General features: G+C 53.6%; 15 protein-coding genes. 1 reads left to right on the top strand and 14 read right to left on the bottom strand.

Annotated features, from left to right (window positions below; all coding sequences use genetic code 11):
* The first annotated feature begins 6 nt into the window (after positions 1-6).
* On the top strand, positions 7-1,176 hold the full coding sequence (locus QVZ43_RS11860; RefSeq protein WP_302910109.1) for an ATP-binding protein: 1,170 nt from the start codon (positions 7-9) through the stop codon (positions 1,174-1,176).
* On the opposite strand, the gene QVZ43_RS11865 is transcribed toward QVZ43_RS11860, so the two are convergent.
* The 14 genes from QVZ43_RS11865 to QVZ43_RS11930 form a co-directional block, all read right to left on the bottom strand.
* Entirely contained in the window at positions 1,169-2,182 is a 1,014-nt protein-coding gene (locus tag QVZ43_RS11865; protein ID WP_302910110.1) for a polysaccharide deacetylase family protein, read from the bottom strand. The two genes, QVZ43_RS11860 and QVZ43_RS11865, sit on opposite strands and share 8 nt — an antisense overlap.
* On the bottom strand, positions 2,160-3,311 hold the full coding sequence (locus tag QVZ43_RS11870; RefSeq protein ID WP_302910111.1) for a glycosyltransferase family 4 protein: 1,152 nt from the start codon (positions 3,309-3,311) through the stop codon (positions 2,160-2,162). Before QVZ43_RS11870 ends, QVZ43_RS11865 begins: the two co-directional genes overlap by 23 nt.
* 96 nt (positions 3,312-3,407) lie before the next feature.
* The gene (locus QVZ43_RS11875; RefSeq protein ID WP_302910112.1) at positions 3,408-4,718 is read right to left on the bottom strand and encodes a FemAB family XrtA/PEP-CTERM system-associated protein; all 1,311 of its coding nucleotides are present in this window, start codon (positions 4,716-4,718) and stop codon (positions 3,408-3,410) included.
* 28 nt (positions 4,719-4,746) lie between these two features.
* Positions 4,747-5,616, bottom strand: coding sequence for an XrtA system polysaccharide deacetylase (locus QVZ43_RS11880; protein WP_302910113.1), 870 nt, complete (start codon positions 5,614-5,616; stop codon positions 4,747-4,749).
* Positions 5,617-5,653: 37 nt separating this feature from the next.
* Positions 5,654-6,937 carry a hypothetical protein gene (locus QVZ43_RS11885; RefSeq protein WP_302910114.1) on the bottom strand — a complete coding sequence of 428 codons (1,284 nt, stop codon included), beginning with the start codon at positions 6,935-6,937 and terminating at the stop codon, positions 5,654-5,656.
* Entirely contained in the window at positions 6,930-7,832 is a 903-nt protein-coding gene (locus tag QVZ43_RS11890) for a P-loop NTPase family protein (RefSeq protein ID WP_223793349.1), read from the bottom strand. Before QVZ43_RS11890 ends, QVZ43_RS11885 begins: the two co-directional genes overlap by 8 nt.
* Positions 7,829-9,334, bottom strand: coding sequence for an XrtA system polysaccharide chain length determinant (locus QVZ43_RS11895; RefSeq protein ID WP_302910115.1), 1,506 nt, complete (start codon positions 9,332-9,334; stop codon positions 7,829-7,831). The genes QVZ43_RS11890 and QVZ43_RS11895 overlap by 4 nt, the downstream gene beginning before the upstream one ends.
* A gap of 74 nt (positions 9,335-9,408) precedes the next feature.
* Positions 9,409-10,050 (bottom strand): XrtA/PEP-CTERM system exopolysaccharide export protein, encoded by a 642-nt coding sequence (locus tag QVZ43_RS11900; protein ID WP_302910116.1) that lies wholly within the window; start codon positions 10,048-10,050, stop codon positions 9,409-9,411.
* 61 nt (positions 10,051-10,111) lie between these two features.
* Positions 10,112-11,524, bottom strand: a complete 1,413-nt coding sequence (locus QVZ43_RS11905; RefSeq protein WP_302910117.1) for a TIGR03013 family XrtA/PEP-CTERM system glycosyltransferase — start codon at positions 11,522-11,524, stop codon at positions 10,112-10,114.
* A 449-nt stretch (positions 11,525-11,973) separates the two neighbouring features.
* A complete protein-coding gene (gene prpF / locus QVZ43_RS11910; RefSeq protein ID WP_302910118.1) occupies positions 11,974-13,155 on the bottom strand; it encodes a 2-methylaconitate cis-trans isomerase PrpF in 1,182 nt (393 codons plus the stop codon).
* A complete protein-coding gene (acnD, locus tag QVZ43_RS11915; protein WP_302910119.1) occupies positions 13,152-15,749 on the bottom strand; it encodes a Fe/S-dependent 2-methylisocitrate dehydratase AcnD in 2,598 nt (865 codons plus the stop codon). The genes prpF and acnD overlap by 4 nt, the downstream gene beginning before the upstream one ends.
* Before the next feature lie 75 nt (positions 15,750-15,824).
* Positions 15,825-16,958 carry a bifunctional 2-methylcitrate synthase/citrate synthase gene (prpC, locus tag QVZ43_RS11920; RefSeq protein ID WP_302910120.1) on the bottom strand — a complete coding sequence of 378 codons (1,134 nt, stop codon included), beginning with the start codon at positions 16,956-16,958 and terminating at the stop codon, positions 15,825-15,827.
* A 27-nt stretch (positions 16,959-16,985) separates the two neighbouring features.
* Positions 16,986-17,873: a methylisocitrate lyase gene (gene prpB / locus QVZ43_RS11925; protein ID WP_302910121.1), complete on the bottom strand. Its 888-nt coding sequence runs from the start codon at positions 17,871-17,873 to the stop codon at positions 16,986-16,988.
* A 62-nt stretch (positions 17,874-17,935) separates the two neighbouring features.
* Positions 17,936-18,616 carry a GntR family transcriptional regulator gene (locus tag QVZ43_RS11930; RefSeq protein WP_223793341.1) on the bottom strand — a complete coding sequence of 227 codons (681 nt, stop codon included), beginning with the start codon at positions 18,614-18,616 and terminating at the stop codon, positions 17,936-17,938.
* Between the last annotated feature and the right edge of the window lie 131 nt (positions 18,617-18,747).

Here is an 18,747-nt window from a genome sequence, read left to right on the forward strand (position 1 = left end):
TCATTCATGGAACAAGCCTACGTCATTATTCTTGCAAACGGGTTGAACGGCCTCGGTGCAGTACGATCAGCTGTTCATGCGGGAATTAAGACATACACGCTTGTGGCCAACCCGAAGGACCTCACCGCCTATAGCCGATACAGCAAGCCCTTCCAGCTCATCCCGCTGAATCCTACGGTTTCTGAGGTAAGGCCTGTTCTGGACCGAATACGCAGTACTGAGGGGGCGCCCGGGGTCGTTTTGGCTTGCTCAGACTCGTCCGCAGAACTGATTGGGCAACTGAAAGACAGCGGGTATTCAGCTCACCACCTTATCGGTCCGACATCGAAAGCCACCAACATTCTCAATGACAAGAGGCAGGAGTGTCAGGTCATGGATTCCGGCGGAGTAACGTTGCCCAAGACCTATTACCACCTGGAAAGCTCGCCCCCGGAATCCTTTCCGGTTCTCGTCAAACCACGATCCTTTCGCGAATACGAAGCACTGGGCTCAAAGAACCTGGTTCTGGATAGTCCGGAGGCGGCAGATGAATTCAGAGAAAAATTCAAAGGCCAGCTGGACAAATTCATCGCCCAAGAAATCATCCCTGGCGACGATAACAATCTCTGGGTCTGCAATGTTACTTTTGATCTGAACCAGAATTTGAGCTCTTGCTTTGTATTTAACCGGCTCGGCACGATGCCTTCCCACTATGGCGTCACGTCGCTCGCTATCAGCCGCGACAACCAGACTCTGCGGGAAGAATGCGAACGCATCGGGAGAGCCCTTGGCTATACGGGACCCGCTATGATCGAATTCAAAAGGGATCCGTCATCCGGGAAGTACTACTACATCGAAACGAATCCCCGCCTCGGAATGTGTAATTGGTTCGACACCCGTTGTGGAATCAATAATGTGCTGGCATCCGCCAGGATTGCGAATGGTGATTCGGTTGATTTTCAACCTCAGAAAAATAATCGGATTTACTGGAATTTTTTGGGTGACCTTATCGCCAGATTGGAGAATCGCGAGAATGTTCTTGCGATCGCATGGCTTTATCTCGGTCTATTAAGACGTCAACGGGTTGGCGCTCTTTTCTATTGGAGAGACCCGGTTCCGGCATTCAAGTATTCTTGGGATACGATGAAAAACACCGCATTACGAGTATTCAGAATAGTTCGAAACAAAGTTATCTAATCGCCCGAAGCCTTTCCTTAAATGCCTCAAACCGGTTTACGATCTGCTTAAACTGATCATGGTCCTCAGGCAACGAGAATCTTGGAATTTCATAAGGATTCCCGCCTTCCCTTACATACCCCGGAATGGTGCTGAACGACATGTTTACTCCCGCTTTCTTAAGATACTCGATAGCGATGGAGTCGTAATCTGATCTTCTTCCGGTTGGATAAGCAAACACTCTCACTGGGCCACCAACTTCATCCTCCACTCGGCGGAAGGACTCCCTGATTTCGAACGCCTGTTCTCCCGGCTCGAGTGACGCCAGGATCCTGTGAGAATGGGTATGGGGATATACGCCGTGCCCGTTCCGAACCAGGGTTCTTGCATCATCCCAGGACATGGGAGAATAGTCTTCAGGGATATCTTTTGGAAAAGGAACATCCAACTGCTTGTACAACTCGGACTCCAACCAAGAGTACACCTTGGTTTGAGTCTCCTTTTTCAGACGATCTCGCAGGCCCCGGATCTGCTGGCCTTTACTCTTCGCATTCAGGTCAATGGAATAACAATCACCCGAGGGAAGCTGTAGCTTCACCTCTTTCCGTTCCGAATGCGCCAGCCCGTAGGAAAGCTGATCGTCCCAGGGCCACAGTTTCTTGTCCAGAAAGCCCGTGATGACAAAAAAATTGAGTACGTATCCAAACTCATCGAATACTTTTGCGGCTAGCTCCGAGTGATCTGCGAAACCATCATCTATGGTAAACACCACAGATTTCGACGGAATGGACTGCCCTTCAGCGATAAACCGCCAGAGGTCCTCCATTGAAAGCACCTGATAGTTTCTGTCCCGCAGGTAGCTCAAGTGATGCCGCAACGTGTTTAACGACAGCCTTCCCGGCGCCTTTGTACCGTCTGTCGCAACCCGGTGAATCATGAAAACGGGTACAGACGGAGCACAGCACAAGCGAAAAACGCCGGTTTCGCCAAGGAGGTTAGCGGCTCTAAGTGCGACACTTTTCATCATAGGACTGGTTCCCAAGGAGTTCCCTGTAGAGGCTCTCATACTCACGCAGCATGCGGGAGAGCCCAAATTTTTCCCTGGCCACTTCCGCTGCGCACCGGGTTATCGTTTCCCTTACCTTTTGGTTTCTTAACTCCATGAGAGCCGCGGAAATTGCCGCCGGGTCCCTGACAGGAACGAGCATGCCAGTCTGATGGTCATCGACGATTTCCTCCGGCCCCCCGCTTCGAGTGGCAACGATGGGGGTGCCGGCCATCATGGCTTCTACCGTTGATATCGAAAAACCTTCCGATACTGAGGGAAGCACAAATGCATCTGCCTGTCTGAGGATGTCTCTTATATCCTCCCGAAACCCCAGCCAATGGATATTAGGCACGCCTTTGGCGGACGATTCAGCTCGTTTCTGAAGCTTTTCGAATAGCCCCTTTCGTTGGTGTCCGACCACCACGAAATGCATTTTCGGCTCGACCGTGGCCATTTCGATCGCCGCATCAACGAGGTATTCATACCCCTTAGCAGGCCGAATGTTTCCCACCGACACGGTGAGGATCGAATCCTGGTCCAATCCCAGTTCCGCCTTGAGATTCTTGTCCGAAGATCCAGAAAATAAGTCTGGATCGACGCCATTGTATATGAGCTTAAGTTTGCTCTCGGGAAGCGTGCTCCGATCAGTGAGCTCCTGTTGAAGACGTTTCGATACGCAAATGATTTTCGAAGCGCCCCTGCCGATGCAGAAAAATTTGGTGCGAAGGAATCGCTCCTTCGCTGCGACGTCGACCGCTCCATGGAAGGTCGCAATCATGGGTTTTCTGCAGATTAACGCGAGTAAAGCCCCATACACATTGGAGCCCAAGAGGTGGCCATGAATCAGGCCCACGCGTTCCTGAGAAACGAACCTTCTCAGGACATTAATATAGTTGAGGTTAAAACTTCCCTTTGAGTCGATAATATGGGGTTCTATACCGACCTCGCGAACCTTGTCAGCGACCCAGCCCTCACCTCTCAAAATTACAAGGTTACGCTGACCGGCTTTCTGAAAGTGCCGCAAAAGGTTGATAAAAACCGTTTCCGCCCCCCCAGGCCCTGTTGTATCAATCAGATGCAGAACGGTTGCTTGGGAATATTCCTTCATTCCAAAAAAACCTCCATGCCCCTGGCAGGCCGGGGTGACAGTCCCCACGGTTCACGATGCGGACCCAGATTTGAGAATCCTAATCCATGAATAACATCAAGGTAACGACTTCACGATCTTGGGCCCAATCAACCTGGTAATCCACACAGGCAATCTTCGCCAGACTTCTATGACCATCTTGAATTTTGGGTTATCGGGGTTCAGCGCCGGCAACTCTCCGCCTTCTGGCAAGACGTAATCCCAATGCATGGAAAGCTCTTGGGCTCCCCACTGCCTTTTGAATTTGTAGGTTCCGGACTCGGGCGAGCAGCGACCAAAATCGAAGTAGCGGAAGCCTTGCTCCATCGCAAACTCAAGGATGCGCCAATACATCGCCATATTTGCCCCGGTTTGGCTAACCCTACGAAGACTGGATGCCCAGGGAATCTCCATCCTGTCTCCGAATCCTGTCAGAAACGCACATGTGACTGCTTTACCATCCATTCTCCCTATAACCAGCCAGACATTGTTACCCAAGCTGTCGAGCAGGTTACGAAAAAAGGGGCGTCCATAAACGGGCGTTCCGAGGTCTCGCATGTTGATGGCAAATACTCGATAAAATTCGTCCAGGAACTCTGCTCCGCCGATACTGAACTCGATGGACTCCCTCTGACCGCGGCGGATCTGTGCCCGGAGCTTCGGTCTGAAGCTATCCCAAAGGTCCCTGGGATTCGTGGGTAGTGGTAGCCAAAAAGTAACCTTGTGAGTACGTTGGCGGAGCCCTAATCCACTGTCCCCAAAGTGCCGCAACTCCATATGTTTTGACTGCATCTCTGCTCGCCAGCAATCTGCAGCCTGAATCAGTTTTCGAGCCACATCTCGATTGTCTGCCAGCACTCCCCCGTAGTTGAAGTAGGGCACGGAAACCATGAAATTCCCGAACAGATAACTGTTCATTTGGGTAACCGGGAGTACTCCGACCACCTGATCGCGCTTATCAATCGCCAAAAAGTAGCGAATCTGGTGTTTGCAGGTCGCCCCAATGAAAGAGGTCACAGCAGGACTATGCCAGATGGACCCGGCTGGGTGGCCAGCCACGTACTGGTCAATGGGCAAGGAATGCTTATGACTCGCAACTTTCACCTCAAGAGGTTCCGTCACCGATTGATTGAGGATCGCCTGCGGCACAGAAATTTTGGGCGGAGACCAGGACTTTTCAATAGATTTGTTTTGGTTTTGCTTTACACGTTTCTTTAGGGCTTTTATTTCTTTGATATTTCTCTGTAATTCACCCAGCAAATCTTCAGCGGGCGCCGTCGACTCTCGGGCCTTATCAACCAACCTGCCAAGGCGTTTGTTCTCCTCTTGAAGAAAGGAAAGACGAGATTCCAGTTCTTCGTGAGGATTAGAGACGCTCTCCAGTTGCATACACCTTCCCCGGATGAAGTGGAACTCCTCAGACGGCAACTGGCTCTAAGGGAATGTTTGAACCTGACAACACCTTCGAAACCGGTCCGAAACTGAAGTCCCCCAACAATTTCTCCAATCGGCCATAACAGCGGTCAAGATTGTTATAGTGTCTGAAGCGAGAAAATGCCTTCACGTCGAGCCGTGGCTGATCCGGATCAATTTCCCAGGGGTGCAAATAGAAGATAAACGGCTCTCCAAGCCGGTTAATCTGGCCCAACCCCCACCGACTCAACCAGTACGGAAACAGTCGAAAATAGCCACCACCTGCAATTGGTAGGCGATAACTACCAATGGAACAGGTGGAGAGTGGAAATTCCGTCAACTGGCCACCGTTGGGGGCCTGAATTCGGTAAGGGGTGAAAGGGGTCCCAGGCATACCGTACCGATCATGGTGAACGGGAAATATCGAAGAATCCCAGGTGAACCCCTCATCACAGAGCACATCAAGCGCCCAGAGTGATTTGGCCGTAATGGAATAACTCGCGGCTCTGTATCCTGTAACAGGCGCCCCGGTGATGTCTTCGAGAATGGCCTTGGATCTACGTGTTTCCTCTCGAAACACTTTTTCTGTTTGGGAATAGACCAACTGATGACTGTAGCCATGGCTGGCGATTTCATGACCGGCTTGCTGTATCCGACGAACAAGGCGAGGCGAACGCTCGGCTACCCATCCGAGCACGAAGAAGGTTGCCTTCGTATCAAACCGTTCAAATAGCTCAAGAAGCCGATCCGTGTTGGATTCGACCCGATACTCCATCTGCGGCCAATCGTCCCGGTCAACCGCTTCCGCCAGAGCTGCGACCTGAAAATAGTCCTCGACATCAATAGTAAGCGCATTTCTGATTTCACTGCTCACGACGGTTTCCCTGTCCTCGGTTTGCTGATCGAGCGAATTAAAGGTTGTATTCCAAGCCGAACAAGAACCAGGCTTCGTCGTAGCCCCGGTTATCTACATCACTTCTACGTTGCTCAAAACCGAATTGGCTCACAAACTCCAGCTGGCTGTTCAACCGAAAATCTATTCCCGCCACACCACGAAGTCCCTGATCCTCTGTTTCGTCGACCGTATAGCTTCTGTTGTCGTAGGAGCCTTCAAACCGAGCATTCATCTGACGTGTGATTGGCTGTAAAAACTCAACCCGAACGCCTTCCCCGGTCTCCTGATTGCCAATATCGAGGTAATCCGTCTGGTTGGCGAACAGAATGCCAGAGAGAGAGGATCCAGCACCGAAACGCTTCTCCAGTTTGATCTGTATCGCCGACACTTGAACCGCACTGGTTTCTTCCAGGTCAAAAATGACTTCGCCGAAACGAACGTCAAAGTCTGATGTCTGGTCCGTCAGCTCACTGCTCGCCTCTATCGACAGTGATGTGGTCGGATTGATGTCCCTGAGCAGACTGAAACTTCCGACGAATCCTTCGCTTTCCTGAACACGATCAATAAAAGATGTTTCAAGCAGGCTGTAACCAATCGAACCCGCCATACGAGTTGCAGCCCATTCCTTTGTTAGAGGAATCGACAGCGTCAACTTATCAATTTCTTCCTCTGTATCCAGAATTGCACGTTCAGCGCTGGCGCTGAGACCGGCAGTAAAGGACTGACTGAATGAGTGGTTCCAACCAACAGTCCCCGTATACCTATTGCCATCGGTAAACGAGGGTTCCCTGTACTCTGTATTTTCGTATTGCAAGGAGAAAAACAGGTCATCGACAGAGGTGAGCCTGAAAGTCACGATGGGGCCGGTGCGAAAAATGTTTTTTTGGCTTTCCTGATCGGGAGTGCCAGCAGCGCGGCTACTCTGGAGCACGTCATCCAGGTAATCCTCGAAACGCCAGACAACGTTGCTGCCGAGACTGCAATCAGCAATGAAGTTCAAATAACCTGCCACTTCGGGATCAAAAGTTTCATCAAGCCAGCGCTCATAACGCGCCTGGGAAATCAGGTCCGAATCACATCGGCCGGTATCCGAGGAATGGCTTATTCCGAGCAAAAGTCGTGATTCAACATCAACCACTTCATCTTGAAAGCTCTTTCGAGCATTACTCGTCAACCTCGAATCAAAACCCAGCGACACGTTGGCCGGAGCAGCACTAACGCTGCTCACCGGCATTGTCGATGCCGCCAGCAGGACGGCTAAAACCTGTAGAAATCCCCTGCCCATCCTTGGCTCACCCATTTATCACGGCTCCAACGAACTTTTTTGGATTGAACGATGCCGCCGCATTTTCGACCACTCCCGAAGTGACGCCACCATGGGGAACAACCAGCATCGAGTAATCACAGATTTCTGCCAGAATTCTTGCATCAGGCGATTCAGTAACCGGTGCCGTATCCAGGATAATAAACCTGTCGGGATACCGGCGCCTCACGGCCATTAGAAACTGCTTCATTCGAAACGACGTAAAAAACTCTCCCGGGTGTTCTCTTCGATTGCCTGCGGGGATAAGCCTTAGCCTGGGAATACCCGTCGGGTAGATAATTCTTGAGATATCCAGATCCGGCTCGTCCAGAAAATCTGTTAACCCGGCTTCTGGTAACACGTCCAGTGTTGAGTGGAGGGTGGGCTCGCGAAGGTTACAATCAATGATAACGGCAGTTTTCGCCTGATCAAACGCGAAAGCAGCAGCCAGGTTAAGTGCAACAAAAGAGGCTCCGGCGCCCGTTTTTGTACCAGTAACAACCATGGTGAAGTTGTTGCCACCGGAATTCTCAAGCAATCGGGTTCTCAAATCCCGAAATCGATTGACCAGAGCCATATTGCTGGATTCCGGATAAATTATACGCCGCTCATCCATGTCGCCAGGCGTTAATCTCCGAGGCTCCTGCATTCTGACAATCTGTTTACTGATGACGTAGCGGTCGACTGCGCCCGGGCCTAACTCCAGCGAACTCGGCACCAACATGCGAGAATCATCCCACTCCCCATATGGGACCCCGTCCTTGTTCAACTCGCCCTTTTTTCTAAGCCAGTAGTTACCTTCTTTATTGGCTGGTCTTTCTTCATTGCTGGATTCTGACAGCTCCTCGTTGAGGTCCCTAAGAGGGCCGCTGGTACCTTTCCGTTCACTCATCCGATCACTCCCATCACACCAGCTATGGCCACTGCCAGGTATGCAACAACCGCAACGACAGCCAACAAGCCCACTAATGTCGTCACTCGGCTGTCACGCCGTTTTTCAAAGGGGGTCTTTACCTCCGGCAGCTGAACCAAGACCGGAATTTCCATTTCTTCTTCCAGCTGTTCTCGGGCTCTGACTCTGGGATCGATCTGCAAAAGTCCGGCAACCAGCCCGAATGGCGCGGCCAATCCCAAAAAGAGGCCGGCGACAGCAAACATGGAGAACTGTGGCCCGGAGGCTGAGAGTGGGAACTGAGCCTTTTCATTGATGTGGTAGTTCAGGCCCTGGCCTTCAACATCCAGATGCATGGAAACCCGAGCCCTTTCACGCCGCTTCAGAAGGTCATCATAAATTTCCTTGTTAACCTCCATGTCCCGGGTAAGCTCTGCGTACTGGGCATTGTTTGCTTGGACACGCTCCATCCGCTCACTTTGCTCATCAAGAAGTCGTTGGTAGGACCGAATTCTGGTACTGATCGTCTGAATGTTTGCTCTGGTTGAAGTAAGTTCTGACTGCACTTCCTGGTAAACCGGATTTGCAATTGCTTCGCCAGCGAGGGACTGAATCGGTTCTCCATTGGCTATGGCCCGCGCTCGCTGCTTGCGCAACTCTTCAAGCTGCTCACGCAATATGACGATATCCGGGTAGGTGTCGTGGTACTTGAGGCGGAGATTGTCCAACTGCTCTTCCAGGGCACTGATTCGGTTTTGGAAGGCATCAGCAGACTGCCCCTGCATAATCATTGGGTTCAGCCGATCAAGCTCATTCTCAAGGGAAACGGCACGAGTCTCCAACTCGGATTTTTCCATTTCCGCCTGTTCGAGTTCAGCCCTGAGGTTCGCCAATCGATCATTGGCCTCGCCTTCCGTCCCTTCGACATTCTCCGAAAGAAACTGCTTGAGCCGCTCTTCGGCAGCAGCCAACTGAACCTCGTAACTTTTTACCTGCTTGTTGATAAAATCGTAGGCATTGCGGCTTTCAATCCGCTTACGCTCACTCGTCTCCTCGATAAAAAGCTGAGCAGCCTTCTGTGCGATCTGAAATGCACGCATCGGCGACCGGGCTTTATAGGAAATAGAGAAGTAGCTGTCGCCGCGAGGGACAACCTCGATATTCGTTCGTAAACCCGCAACCCTAGCCTCAAGTTTCTCCCGGGATATATCCGCAGCGTCTTCGCCAAAAATTTCTTCGTCCTTGGCGATTTTCTCAATCACACTGCGGCCCCAAAGCAACTCCTGCGCCGCGGACGCCCGATCATTGATCTCCGTGGTAACGGCGCTGCCTTCCATCAGGGGCTGAATAATGTTTTTATCGTCAATAAAGATGACGGTTTCAGATGTGTATTTGTAGGGCCATAAAAAGCCCGCAGCTAAAACACCGAAGCTCACAAGCACGAAGATCAGTAAAGCAAGCCATTTTCGACTACCGACCTCCCTAATCACTTCGCTCGGCAACTGGGAGAGAGGCACTGGCATAAGCTACATACCTACGGTTGGTTTTTGCTTGAACTCGCCCAAAACCTCAACGATCAAAAACTTCGCTCAGGAATACTGAGAATGTCGCCCGGACGAATCGCGTAATTGGTGGAGACATCTCCGTCGTTCAAAATGTCTTCCAGTCGTATAGGAATAGCGACAATCTCACCACCTACTTTCCTATACAGCATAGATTTGTTGAGCGCGGCAAAAGGAGTCGTGCCACCTGCACTCAGCACAATGTCCAACACTGTCATGCCAGGCCTGTGAGGCATGGAAAGCGGCGCTTCGACAGCTCCGGTGACCCTAACGCGGTGGCTGAACTCATGACTTCCCATGGAGGTGACAACGATGCTGACCTGTGGCTGGCGTATGTATCTGGCAAGGCTGTTTTCTATGTCGTCGGCCAGGGCCTGTGGTGTTCGACCCGCTGCCTGCACATCGCCGACCAGCGGCACGCTGATCTTTCCGTCCGGCCTGACCGGCACGGTGATGCTCAGGTCTTCATTGCGCCAGACAGAAACCTGCACCACGTCAGTGGCACCAAGCAGGTATTCGTCGACGCTTGTCGTGGTATTGACGCTGAGGGCTCTCTGGATTTTATCCCTTGAAGAGGCTGAGGGACCGACACAACCTGCCGCCAGAGCAGCTGACAGCAGGACAACAACAGCTGCGATAGGGAACTTCCTTGACATTGAAAATCCTCTTAATCAATCCTTGCTTTTTCGCGATGGGAGGACGAACACCGCCCCCGAACTACCGCGATCCTTTTTTGAACAGTACCACTTCTACTGTTTGAATTATAATCAACAAATCCAAAAGTAGACTTTGATTCTTGATGTAATATAGGTCATAACGCAGCTTTTCTTTGGTGTCTTCTTCATTATCTGCGTAGGCAAAACAAAGCTGTGCCCAACCCGTTACACCCGGCTTTACCCGGTGTCGTTCACTGTAGAATGGGATTTTTTCCGAGAGTTCCTCAACAAAGACTGGCCTTTCGGGCCTCGGGCCTACAAAAGCCATCGTACCGTTCAGCACGTTGAAAATCTGGGGCAATTCGTCGATTCGCACTTTCCGGATAAAGTCCCCGACACGGGTAACCCGGGCATCATTTTTACTCGCCCAGACAGCACCGTTCTTCTCAGCGTCCGTAACCATGGACCGGAACTTATGAACCTTGAACACTTTTCCATTCAGTCCGACACGTTCCTGGCTGTAAAAAATCGGCGCCCTCAGACCATCCTCAATTTTGATGGCGATAGCCGTAAGCACCATGAGGGGAAGCGATACAATCAGAAGTGCCAGCGAGGCAAGAATGTCCAGTGAGCGCTTTCCAAAACCAAAGACCGAGGACACGGTGAACCCATCCGAGAAAACCAGCCACCCGTGAGTGAGCATTTCCAGGGCAACCTTGCGTGACTCGCGCTCATAGAACGACAGAGCTTCAACGATTTTCACCCCTTCCATCTTGCACTCGAGAAGGTCCTCCATCGGCAGCCCCTTACGGCGATCATCGACAGCCACGACGATTTCACTGACCGGATGTTCGTGGATATAACGCTGCAGAGTGGTCGCCGGATGGAGCAAAAACTCTTCTGGGACCTCCGTTTTTTCATCCGGCAGCGGTACGAAACCGGTTAACGTAAAACCTTTACGGTTAAACGGCGTTTTCAAATCCTCAAGTAACTGCTGAGCACGAAAGCCGGAGCCGAGCACCAGCACCTTACGCTTGAAGGCGTCTTTGCCCGCAACAGCGAAGAACACATACCGGACAATACCCAGCAGGAAGAACCCGAACACGGAAGCAGCGGTCAATACGCCACTCGACCCCAGGTACCAGAGCCACTCGCTGGCAAGAAGATAAGAGAAACCGGCGGCCGGAATCCCGATCACCAGCGCCATGATGGTCCTGAGCATCATGCCAGACATCCCCTCTTCCAGTCGGGACTGGTGAACCCCGACTGCAATCATGGTGAGAAGATTGACCGAGGAAAATACCGCAGCGGAAGGGAGGATCAGGGAGAGGTTTTCAAAGAAATAGGCATCGTCACCGAAGTAACGAAAAAAAGTAGCGAGCAGAAAACTGCAGACCAACACGGAGAAGTCGATCAGGCCCAGAATGACAAAGGGCACGTGAATGTAATGCCTGAACAATCTGACGTGAGCCACGTCGACTCCTTTTGTTATCTTTTACGGCCCCGTTCATCCTTTGCAACGAAGCGTCGAAACAAGCATGAGTGTAATGCAATTTTTTGTAACTGCAACCACCTGTATCACGTTTGGTACGCTAGTTCTAGAGGCGACATCAAGCCCCCCAAGGCAGCGAGCAGCCTGTAAATAATCTTGACACTAGCCGAAAAAGGAAAAACAACAGAAATTAGTACGCTTTGACCAGAATCGTGCCGCCGGAAAACAAGGGAAAAGTTCTGAAAACGACTATCGTCCCCGTGCTTAATTGGCAGAACAAAGTTTTCGGAGCAGCCATCACCCTGGCATCAATGGATGCACCGGGCCTTGCTGCAAAGTGGTGGGGAAACGGGAGAATATCCGAATCTCAGTTGGGCCTTTACCTGGAGTACCGCCGATCGCTGCCGACGGTACTTCAGGCAACGATAGCGCTAGGCCAGATGGTCCGAAGGGACGCGAACCCAGCCGTCCATCAGGATACGGGCACTTCGACTCATGGAGGCTTTTTCTGCCACCCACGCGTCGCCGTCTTTCCGAGCTGAAGCACCAACCCGCAACGTCCCTGAGGGATGACCAAAGGTCACCTCATGCCGCTCTCCCCCGCCTGCAGCCAGATTCACCAGCGTGCCCGGTACGGCGGCGGCCGTTGCGATGGCGACAGCCGCCGTTCCCATCATGGCGTGGTGTAGCTTGCCCATGGATAGAGCGCGAACCAGAACATCAATGTCATCGGCTCCAATATCTTTACCACTGGAGGACACATAATCCGACGGCGGAGCGACGAAGGCCACCTTGGGCGTGTGCTGTCGAGCCGCGGCTTCTTCAACACTGGAAATCAGCCCCATCCGCACCGCCCCATGGGCCCGAATTGTCTCGAACATGGCGAGTGCCTTCGGATCTCCGTTGATGGCATCCTGTAACTCGGTGCCGGTGTATCCGATCTCCTGGGCGTTGATGAAAATGGTCGGGATGCCGGCATTGATCATCGTCGCATTCAACACACCAACACCCGGCACCTCCAGCTGATCAACCACGTTCCCGGTCGGGAACATGGAACCCTCCCCGTCGGCCGGGTCCATGAAGTCGATCAAAACCTCAGCTGCAGGAAAAGTGACACCATCCAACTCGAAATCTCCGGTCTCCTGGACCTTGCCTTTCGTGATAGGTACGTGGGCAATAATGGTTTTCTTAATGTTTGCCTGCCAGATTCGTACAGTACAGATTCCGTTTTCCGGAATCCGCCCAGCATCAACAAACCCGCTGTTAATGGCGAACGCGCCAACAGCAGCCGTGAGGTTCCCGCAGTTCCCGCTCCAGTCCACAAATGGCTTGTCGATCGACACTTGCCCAAACAGGTAGTCAACATCGTGCCCCGGCTGGGTGGGCTCGGACAGGATCACCGTTTTACTGGTGCTCGAGGTAGCCCCGCCCATTCCATCGATCTGCTTCTGGTAGGGGTCCGGGCTGCCGATTACCCTGAGCAGGAGCTTGTCCCGGGCTTGGCCCGGGACCTGCGCTGCTTCCGGCAAGTCCTGCAGCCGGAAGAACACGCCCTTGCTCGTCCCACCCCGCATGTAGGTTGCGGGGACCTTGATTTGTGGTGCGTGTGTCATGCAGCCCCCTCAGCTTCGAGGAAGTCCTTGGCGAACCTCTGGAGCACGCCGCCAGCCTGATAAATGGAGACTTCTTCGGCCGTATCCAGGCGGCAGATCACCGGAACATGCTCGGTGCTTCCGTTCTTTCGATGAATGACCAGAGTCAACTGGGCCCGGGGAGCCGGCGTACCCTCGACGTCAAAGGTTTCGGTTCCGTCGAGAGCCAGCGTCTTGCGCGTCGTTCCTTCTTCAAACTGAAGAGGCATAACTCCCATTCCCACCAGATTGGTGCGATGGATACGCTCGAAACCTTCCGCCACGATGGCTTCCACGCCAGCCAGAGCCACACCTTTGGCAGCCCAGTCACGGGAGGAGCCCTGCCCGTAGTCAGCGCCAGCAATAACGATCAGAGGCTGCTTGCGGGCCATATAGGTCTCGATCGCTTCCCACATCCGGGTGACCGTACCTTCCGGCTCGACCCGAGCGAGGGAGCCCTGCTTAACGTTGCCACTGTCGTCCGTCACCATTTCATTGAACAGTTTCGGGTTGGCAAATGTGGCCCGCTGGGCAGTCAGATGGTCGCCCCGGTGGGTCGCGTAGGAGTTGAAGTCTTCCTCCGGCAGGCCCATTTTCGCCAGATACTCGCCAGCCGCACTGCTGGCCAGGATGGCATTGGACGGCGACAGGTGATCCGTGGTGATGTTGTCCGGCAGGATCGCCAGTGGCCGCATACCCCTGAGGGATTTCTCGCCAGCCAGTGCGCCTTCCCAATACGGTGGGCGGCGGATATAGGTGCTCTGCGGACGCCACTGGTAAAGCGGTTCACTGGCAGCCTGGGCCTCCCTGGTCACATCGAACATCGGGATGTAGGTCTGACGGAACTGCTCCGGCTTTACCGAACTCTTGACGATGGCATCAATCTCTTCGTCACTCGGCCAGATATCCTTCAGGGTGACGGGGTTGCCGTCTTTGTCGTAACCAAGCGCGTCTTTTTCGATATCGAAGCGGATGGTTCCGGCAATCGCATAAGCCACCACCAGCGGTGGTGATGCGAGGAACGCCTGCTTGGCGTACGGGTGAATCCGGCCATCGAAGTTACGGTTGCCGGACAGTACGGCCACTGAGTAAAGGTCGCGATCGATGATTTCTTCCTGAATCTTCGGATCCAGCGCTCCACTCATGCCGTTACAGGTGGTACAGGCAAACGCCACGACACCAAAGCCCAGGTCTTCCAGCTCTGGCAGCAAGTTGGCCTCTTCCAGGTACATTTTGACCGTCTTGGAACCCGGAGCCAGAGACGACTTGACCCAGGGTTTGCGAGTCAGGCCCAACTTGTTGGCATTGCGGGCAATGAGGCCCGCCGCCACCATGTTGCGAGGGTTGGAAGTGTTGGTACAGCTGGTGATAGCGGCAATGATGACGGCGCCGTCCGGCATCTTGTCTTCTTCCTGCTCCCACTCACCGGCAATGCCGCGCTGTGCCAACTCGGATGTCGGCAAGTGCGCGTGAGGATTGGAGGGACCGGCCAGCGTACGCTCAACGGAGGAAAGATCAAACGTCAGGACGCGCTCGTATTCCGCGCTCTTCAGGCTGTCCGCCCAGAGTCCTGTATGCCTGGCGTACTTCTCGACCAGCTCTACTTGCTCATCATCGCGGCCGGTCAGCTTCAGGTAATCGATGGTCTGGCCATCGATGTGGAACATCGCCGCCGTGGCGCCATACTCCGGCGTCATATTGGAAATCGTGGCACGGTCGCCCACGCTCAGGCTGTCAGCGCCTTCACCATAAAACTCCAGATAGGCGCCAACGACACGCTCTTTTCGCAGGAACTCGGTCAGCGCCAGAACCATATCGGTACTGGTAATACCAGGTTTCAGCTTGCCGGTTAACTCGACACCAACGATATCCGGAAGCCGCATCATGGAAGCACGACCCAGCATCACACTCTCGGCTTCCAGGCCACCAACACCGACGGAGATAACGCCAAGAGCATCTACCATCGGGGTATGGCTGTCGGTACCCACACAGGTGTCCGGGAAGGCGACGCCATTACGAACCTGTACCACCGGCGACATCTTCTCCAGATTGATCTGGTGCATGATGCCGTTGCCAGGGGGAATCACATCCACGTTCTTGAACGCGGTTTTGGTCCAGTTGATAAAGTGGAAACGGTCGTCATTCCGACGATCCTCGATAGCCCGGTTCTTCTCGAAGGCATCCTTCTCGAAACCGGCATGCTCAACCGCCAGCGAGTGATCCACGATCAGCTGGGTTGGCACCACCGGGTTAACCTTGGCGGGATCACCGCCCTGCTCGGCAATGGCATCACGCAGTCCGGCCAGGTCCACCAGTGCCGTCTGGCCAAGAATGTCGTGGCACACCACACGCGCCGGGTACCAGGGAAAGTCCAGGTCACGGCGGCGCTCGATCAGCTGTTTTAGCGCGTCCGTCAACAGTTCGGGGTTGCAGCGGCGCACCAACTGCTCGGCAAGAATTCGGGAGGTGTATGGCAGTTTGTCATAGGCTCCCGCCTGAATGTCCTCGACCGCCTGCCGGGTGTCGAAATAGTCGAGTTCGGATCCGGGAAGCTGCTTGCGATATTGGGTATTCATGATCAAAAACTCACAAAAGAATGCTTTGACAGAAACAGAAAGGGCACCCTCGGTTCAGGGTGCCCAGGCCATGAATCAGGCCCGCTTCTCAATGGGCTGCCACTCACAGGATTCCGGCCCTGTGTAGTCAGCACTTGGGCGAATAATGCGGTTGTTGGCACGCTGCTCTTTCACATGAGCCGCCCAGCCAGACACCCGGGACATCACGAAAATCGGCGTGAACAGTTCGGTCGGAATGCCCATGAAGTGATAGGCGGATGCGTGGAAGAAATCGGCGTTACAGAACAGCTTTTTCTCGCGCCACATCACTTCTTCACAACGGACCGATACCGGATACAGCACGGTATCCCCCACTTCCTCGGCCAACTGCTCAGACCACTTCTTGATGATCGCGTTACGGGGATCGGAATCGCTGTAGATCGCGTGACCAAAGCCCATGATCTTCTCTTTCCGCTCCAGCATGCCCATCAGGCCCTGCTCTGCCTCTTCCGGCGTCTGGAACTTCTGGATCAGTGCCATGGCCGCTTCGTTGGCTCCACCGTGCAACGGACCGCGCAGAGAGCCGATAGCGCCGGTCACACAGCTATGAATGTCGGAGAGTGTCGAGGCGCAAACCCGCGCGGTGAAGGTGGAAGCGTTGAATTCATGCTCCGCGTACAGAATGAGCGAGACATTCATAACGCGCTCATGGAGCTCACTCGGCTTTTTGCCATGCAACAGCTCCAGGAACACACCACCAATGGAGTCGCTTTCGGTATTCGCGGTATCAATACGAACTCCCTCTTGGGCAAACCGATACCAGTAGGTAATGATCGCCGGGAACACGGCCATCATTCGGTCAATTTTGTCGTCCTGCTCGCTGAAGTCATTCTCGGTTTCCAGGTTACCCAGCATGGAACAACCGGTCCGCATCACATCCATCGGATGCGCGTCTTTGGGAATCTGCTCAAGTACCAGCTTCAACGCATCCGGCAGGCTACGAAGGCTCTGCAGCTTGGCTTTGTATTCGTCCAGCTCCTGCTGGTTGGGCAGTTTGCCGCGCAGCAGAAGGTAGGCTACTTCTTCAAACTGGGCATTTTCCGCCAGATCCGTAATGTCGTAACCACGGTAGGTCAAACCAGCACCGGTCTTACCCACGGTGCATAATGCCGTTTCGCCCGCCACCTGGCCACGCAGCCCGGCACCACCTAATTTCTTTGCTTCTGCCATTGTCTCTCTCCCTTAATCTTTCGTGGTTTACGACTTGTTCTGGGCGAACAGCTGATCCAGCTTTTGCTCGAATTCGTGATAGTTCAGGAAATCGTAGAGTTCCATGCGGGTCTGCATGAGGTCTACCACATCCTTTTGATCGCCTTTTTCGAGAATGTTCTGATAGACCGCAAGCGCTGCCTTGTTCATGGCCCGGAAGGCACTGAGCGGATACAGGACCATGCCGGCGCCTGCATCTGCCAACTCCTTCTTGTTATAGAGCGGCGTGGCACCGAATTCGGTGATATTCGCGAGGATAGGCACATCCAGCGCATCGGCGAACGCCCGGTAGTCCGACAGCTCATGAACTGCTTCGGCAAAAATGCCGTCAGCCCCAGCTTCAATACAGGCCTTGGCGCGATCAATGGCCGCTTCCAAACCTTCTTTCTGGAACGCATCCGTACGAGCCATGATGAAGAAATCCTCATCTTGGCGAGCGTCGGCAGCGGCCTTGATACGGTCGACCATTTCTTCCTTGGAGACGATTTCCTTATTTGGACGGTGTCCGCAGCGTTTCTGGGCTACCTGATCTTCGATATGAACCGCGGCAGCGCCGGCTTTTTCCATCTCTCGAATGGTGCGGGCAATATTGAACGCGCCACCCCAACCGGTATCGATGTCCACCAGCAAAGGCAGGTCCGTGGCGTTCGTGATCCGGCGAACATCCTCTACCACATCGTTCATGGTGGTCATTCCCAGATCCGGCAATCCATAGGAGGCATTGGCGACACCACCACCGGAAAGGTAGATGGCCTGATGGCCAACGCGTTCGGCCATCATGGCGGCGTAGGCGTTGATGGTGCCCACAATCTGCAGGGGCTGGTTCTCTTGCAGGGCCTTACGAAAACGGGCGCCGGGAGTCAGTTTGGTGGACATGTTATAAGCCTCTTGTTTGATGCTGTGTTTGTATCGGAATGCCATTTCCACATCCGATCCCACTAGATGGTTAAGACACCTTCCTGGATTTTTTTCTCAATATTCAGGCGCGCGGCGTTGATATGCCGCTTCATCAGAAATTCGGCGAGTTCGCCGTCTCTCTGGGCGATTGCCTCGACAATGCGACGATGCTCACCCAGAGCCATGTGCGGGCGTCCTGCGGACGTACTCAAGCGGTAGCGATACATGCGAACCATGTAATAAAGGTCGCCCAGAAGCATTTGCGCCAGTTTGGTGTTCCGGCTTCCTGTCGCGATGCGGTGATGGAAATCATAATCGCCCTCGGCCTGGTAGTAGGCCTGGCCACGGGCCTCGTCGATCATCCGTTCGTGACTGTCGAGGGTTGCCTTCAGATCAGCAATTTCGTCATCCGTCATGCGCTCTGCGGCCTGACGGGCAGCCAGCCCCTCCATGACCTCCCGAATTCGATAGAGTTCAACGAGTTCGCTGGCACTGAGAGAAACCACCTTCACGCCAGCATGAGGCCGCCGCACCAGCAACCCCCGGGACTCCAGCCGCCCCAACGCTTCCCGAAGCGGGCCACGAGTGAGATTGAAGCGGGAGCAGAGCTCCACTTCACCAATTTTTTCGCCCGGTGCAAGTTCACCTTTCACGATCGACGTTTGCAGACAATCAAACGCTTCATCGGCTCGGGTTTGGGACTGAATTGCCGCTTGAGACATATTTTGTTAACAATAAAAGTGTTTTCGAGAAGAAAACTACGCCCAACGGCATTTTTTGTCAACAAACTAACGCAGTCGGGCGGAAATTTTGTCGACAACACAGCCGACCAGCATGGCCAACGGTTGGAGGA

The organism is Marinobacter suaedae, assembly GCF_030519635.1.
Taxonomy (GTDB): domain Bacteria; phylum Pseudomonadota; class Gammaproteobacteria; order Pseudomonadales; family Oleiphilaceae; genus Marinobacter; species Marinobacter suaedae.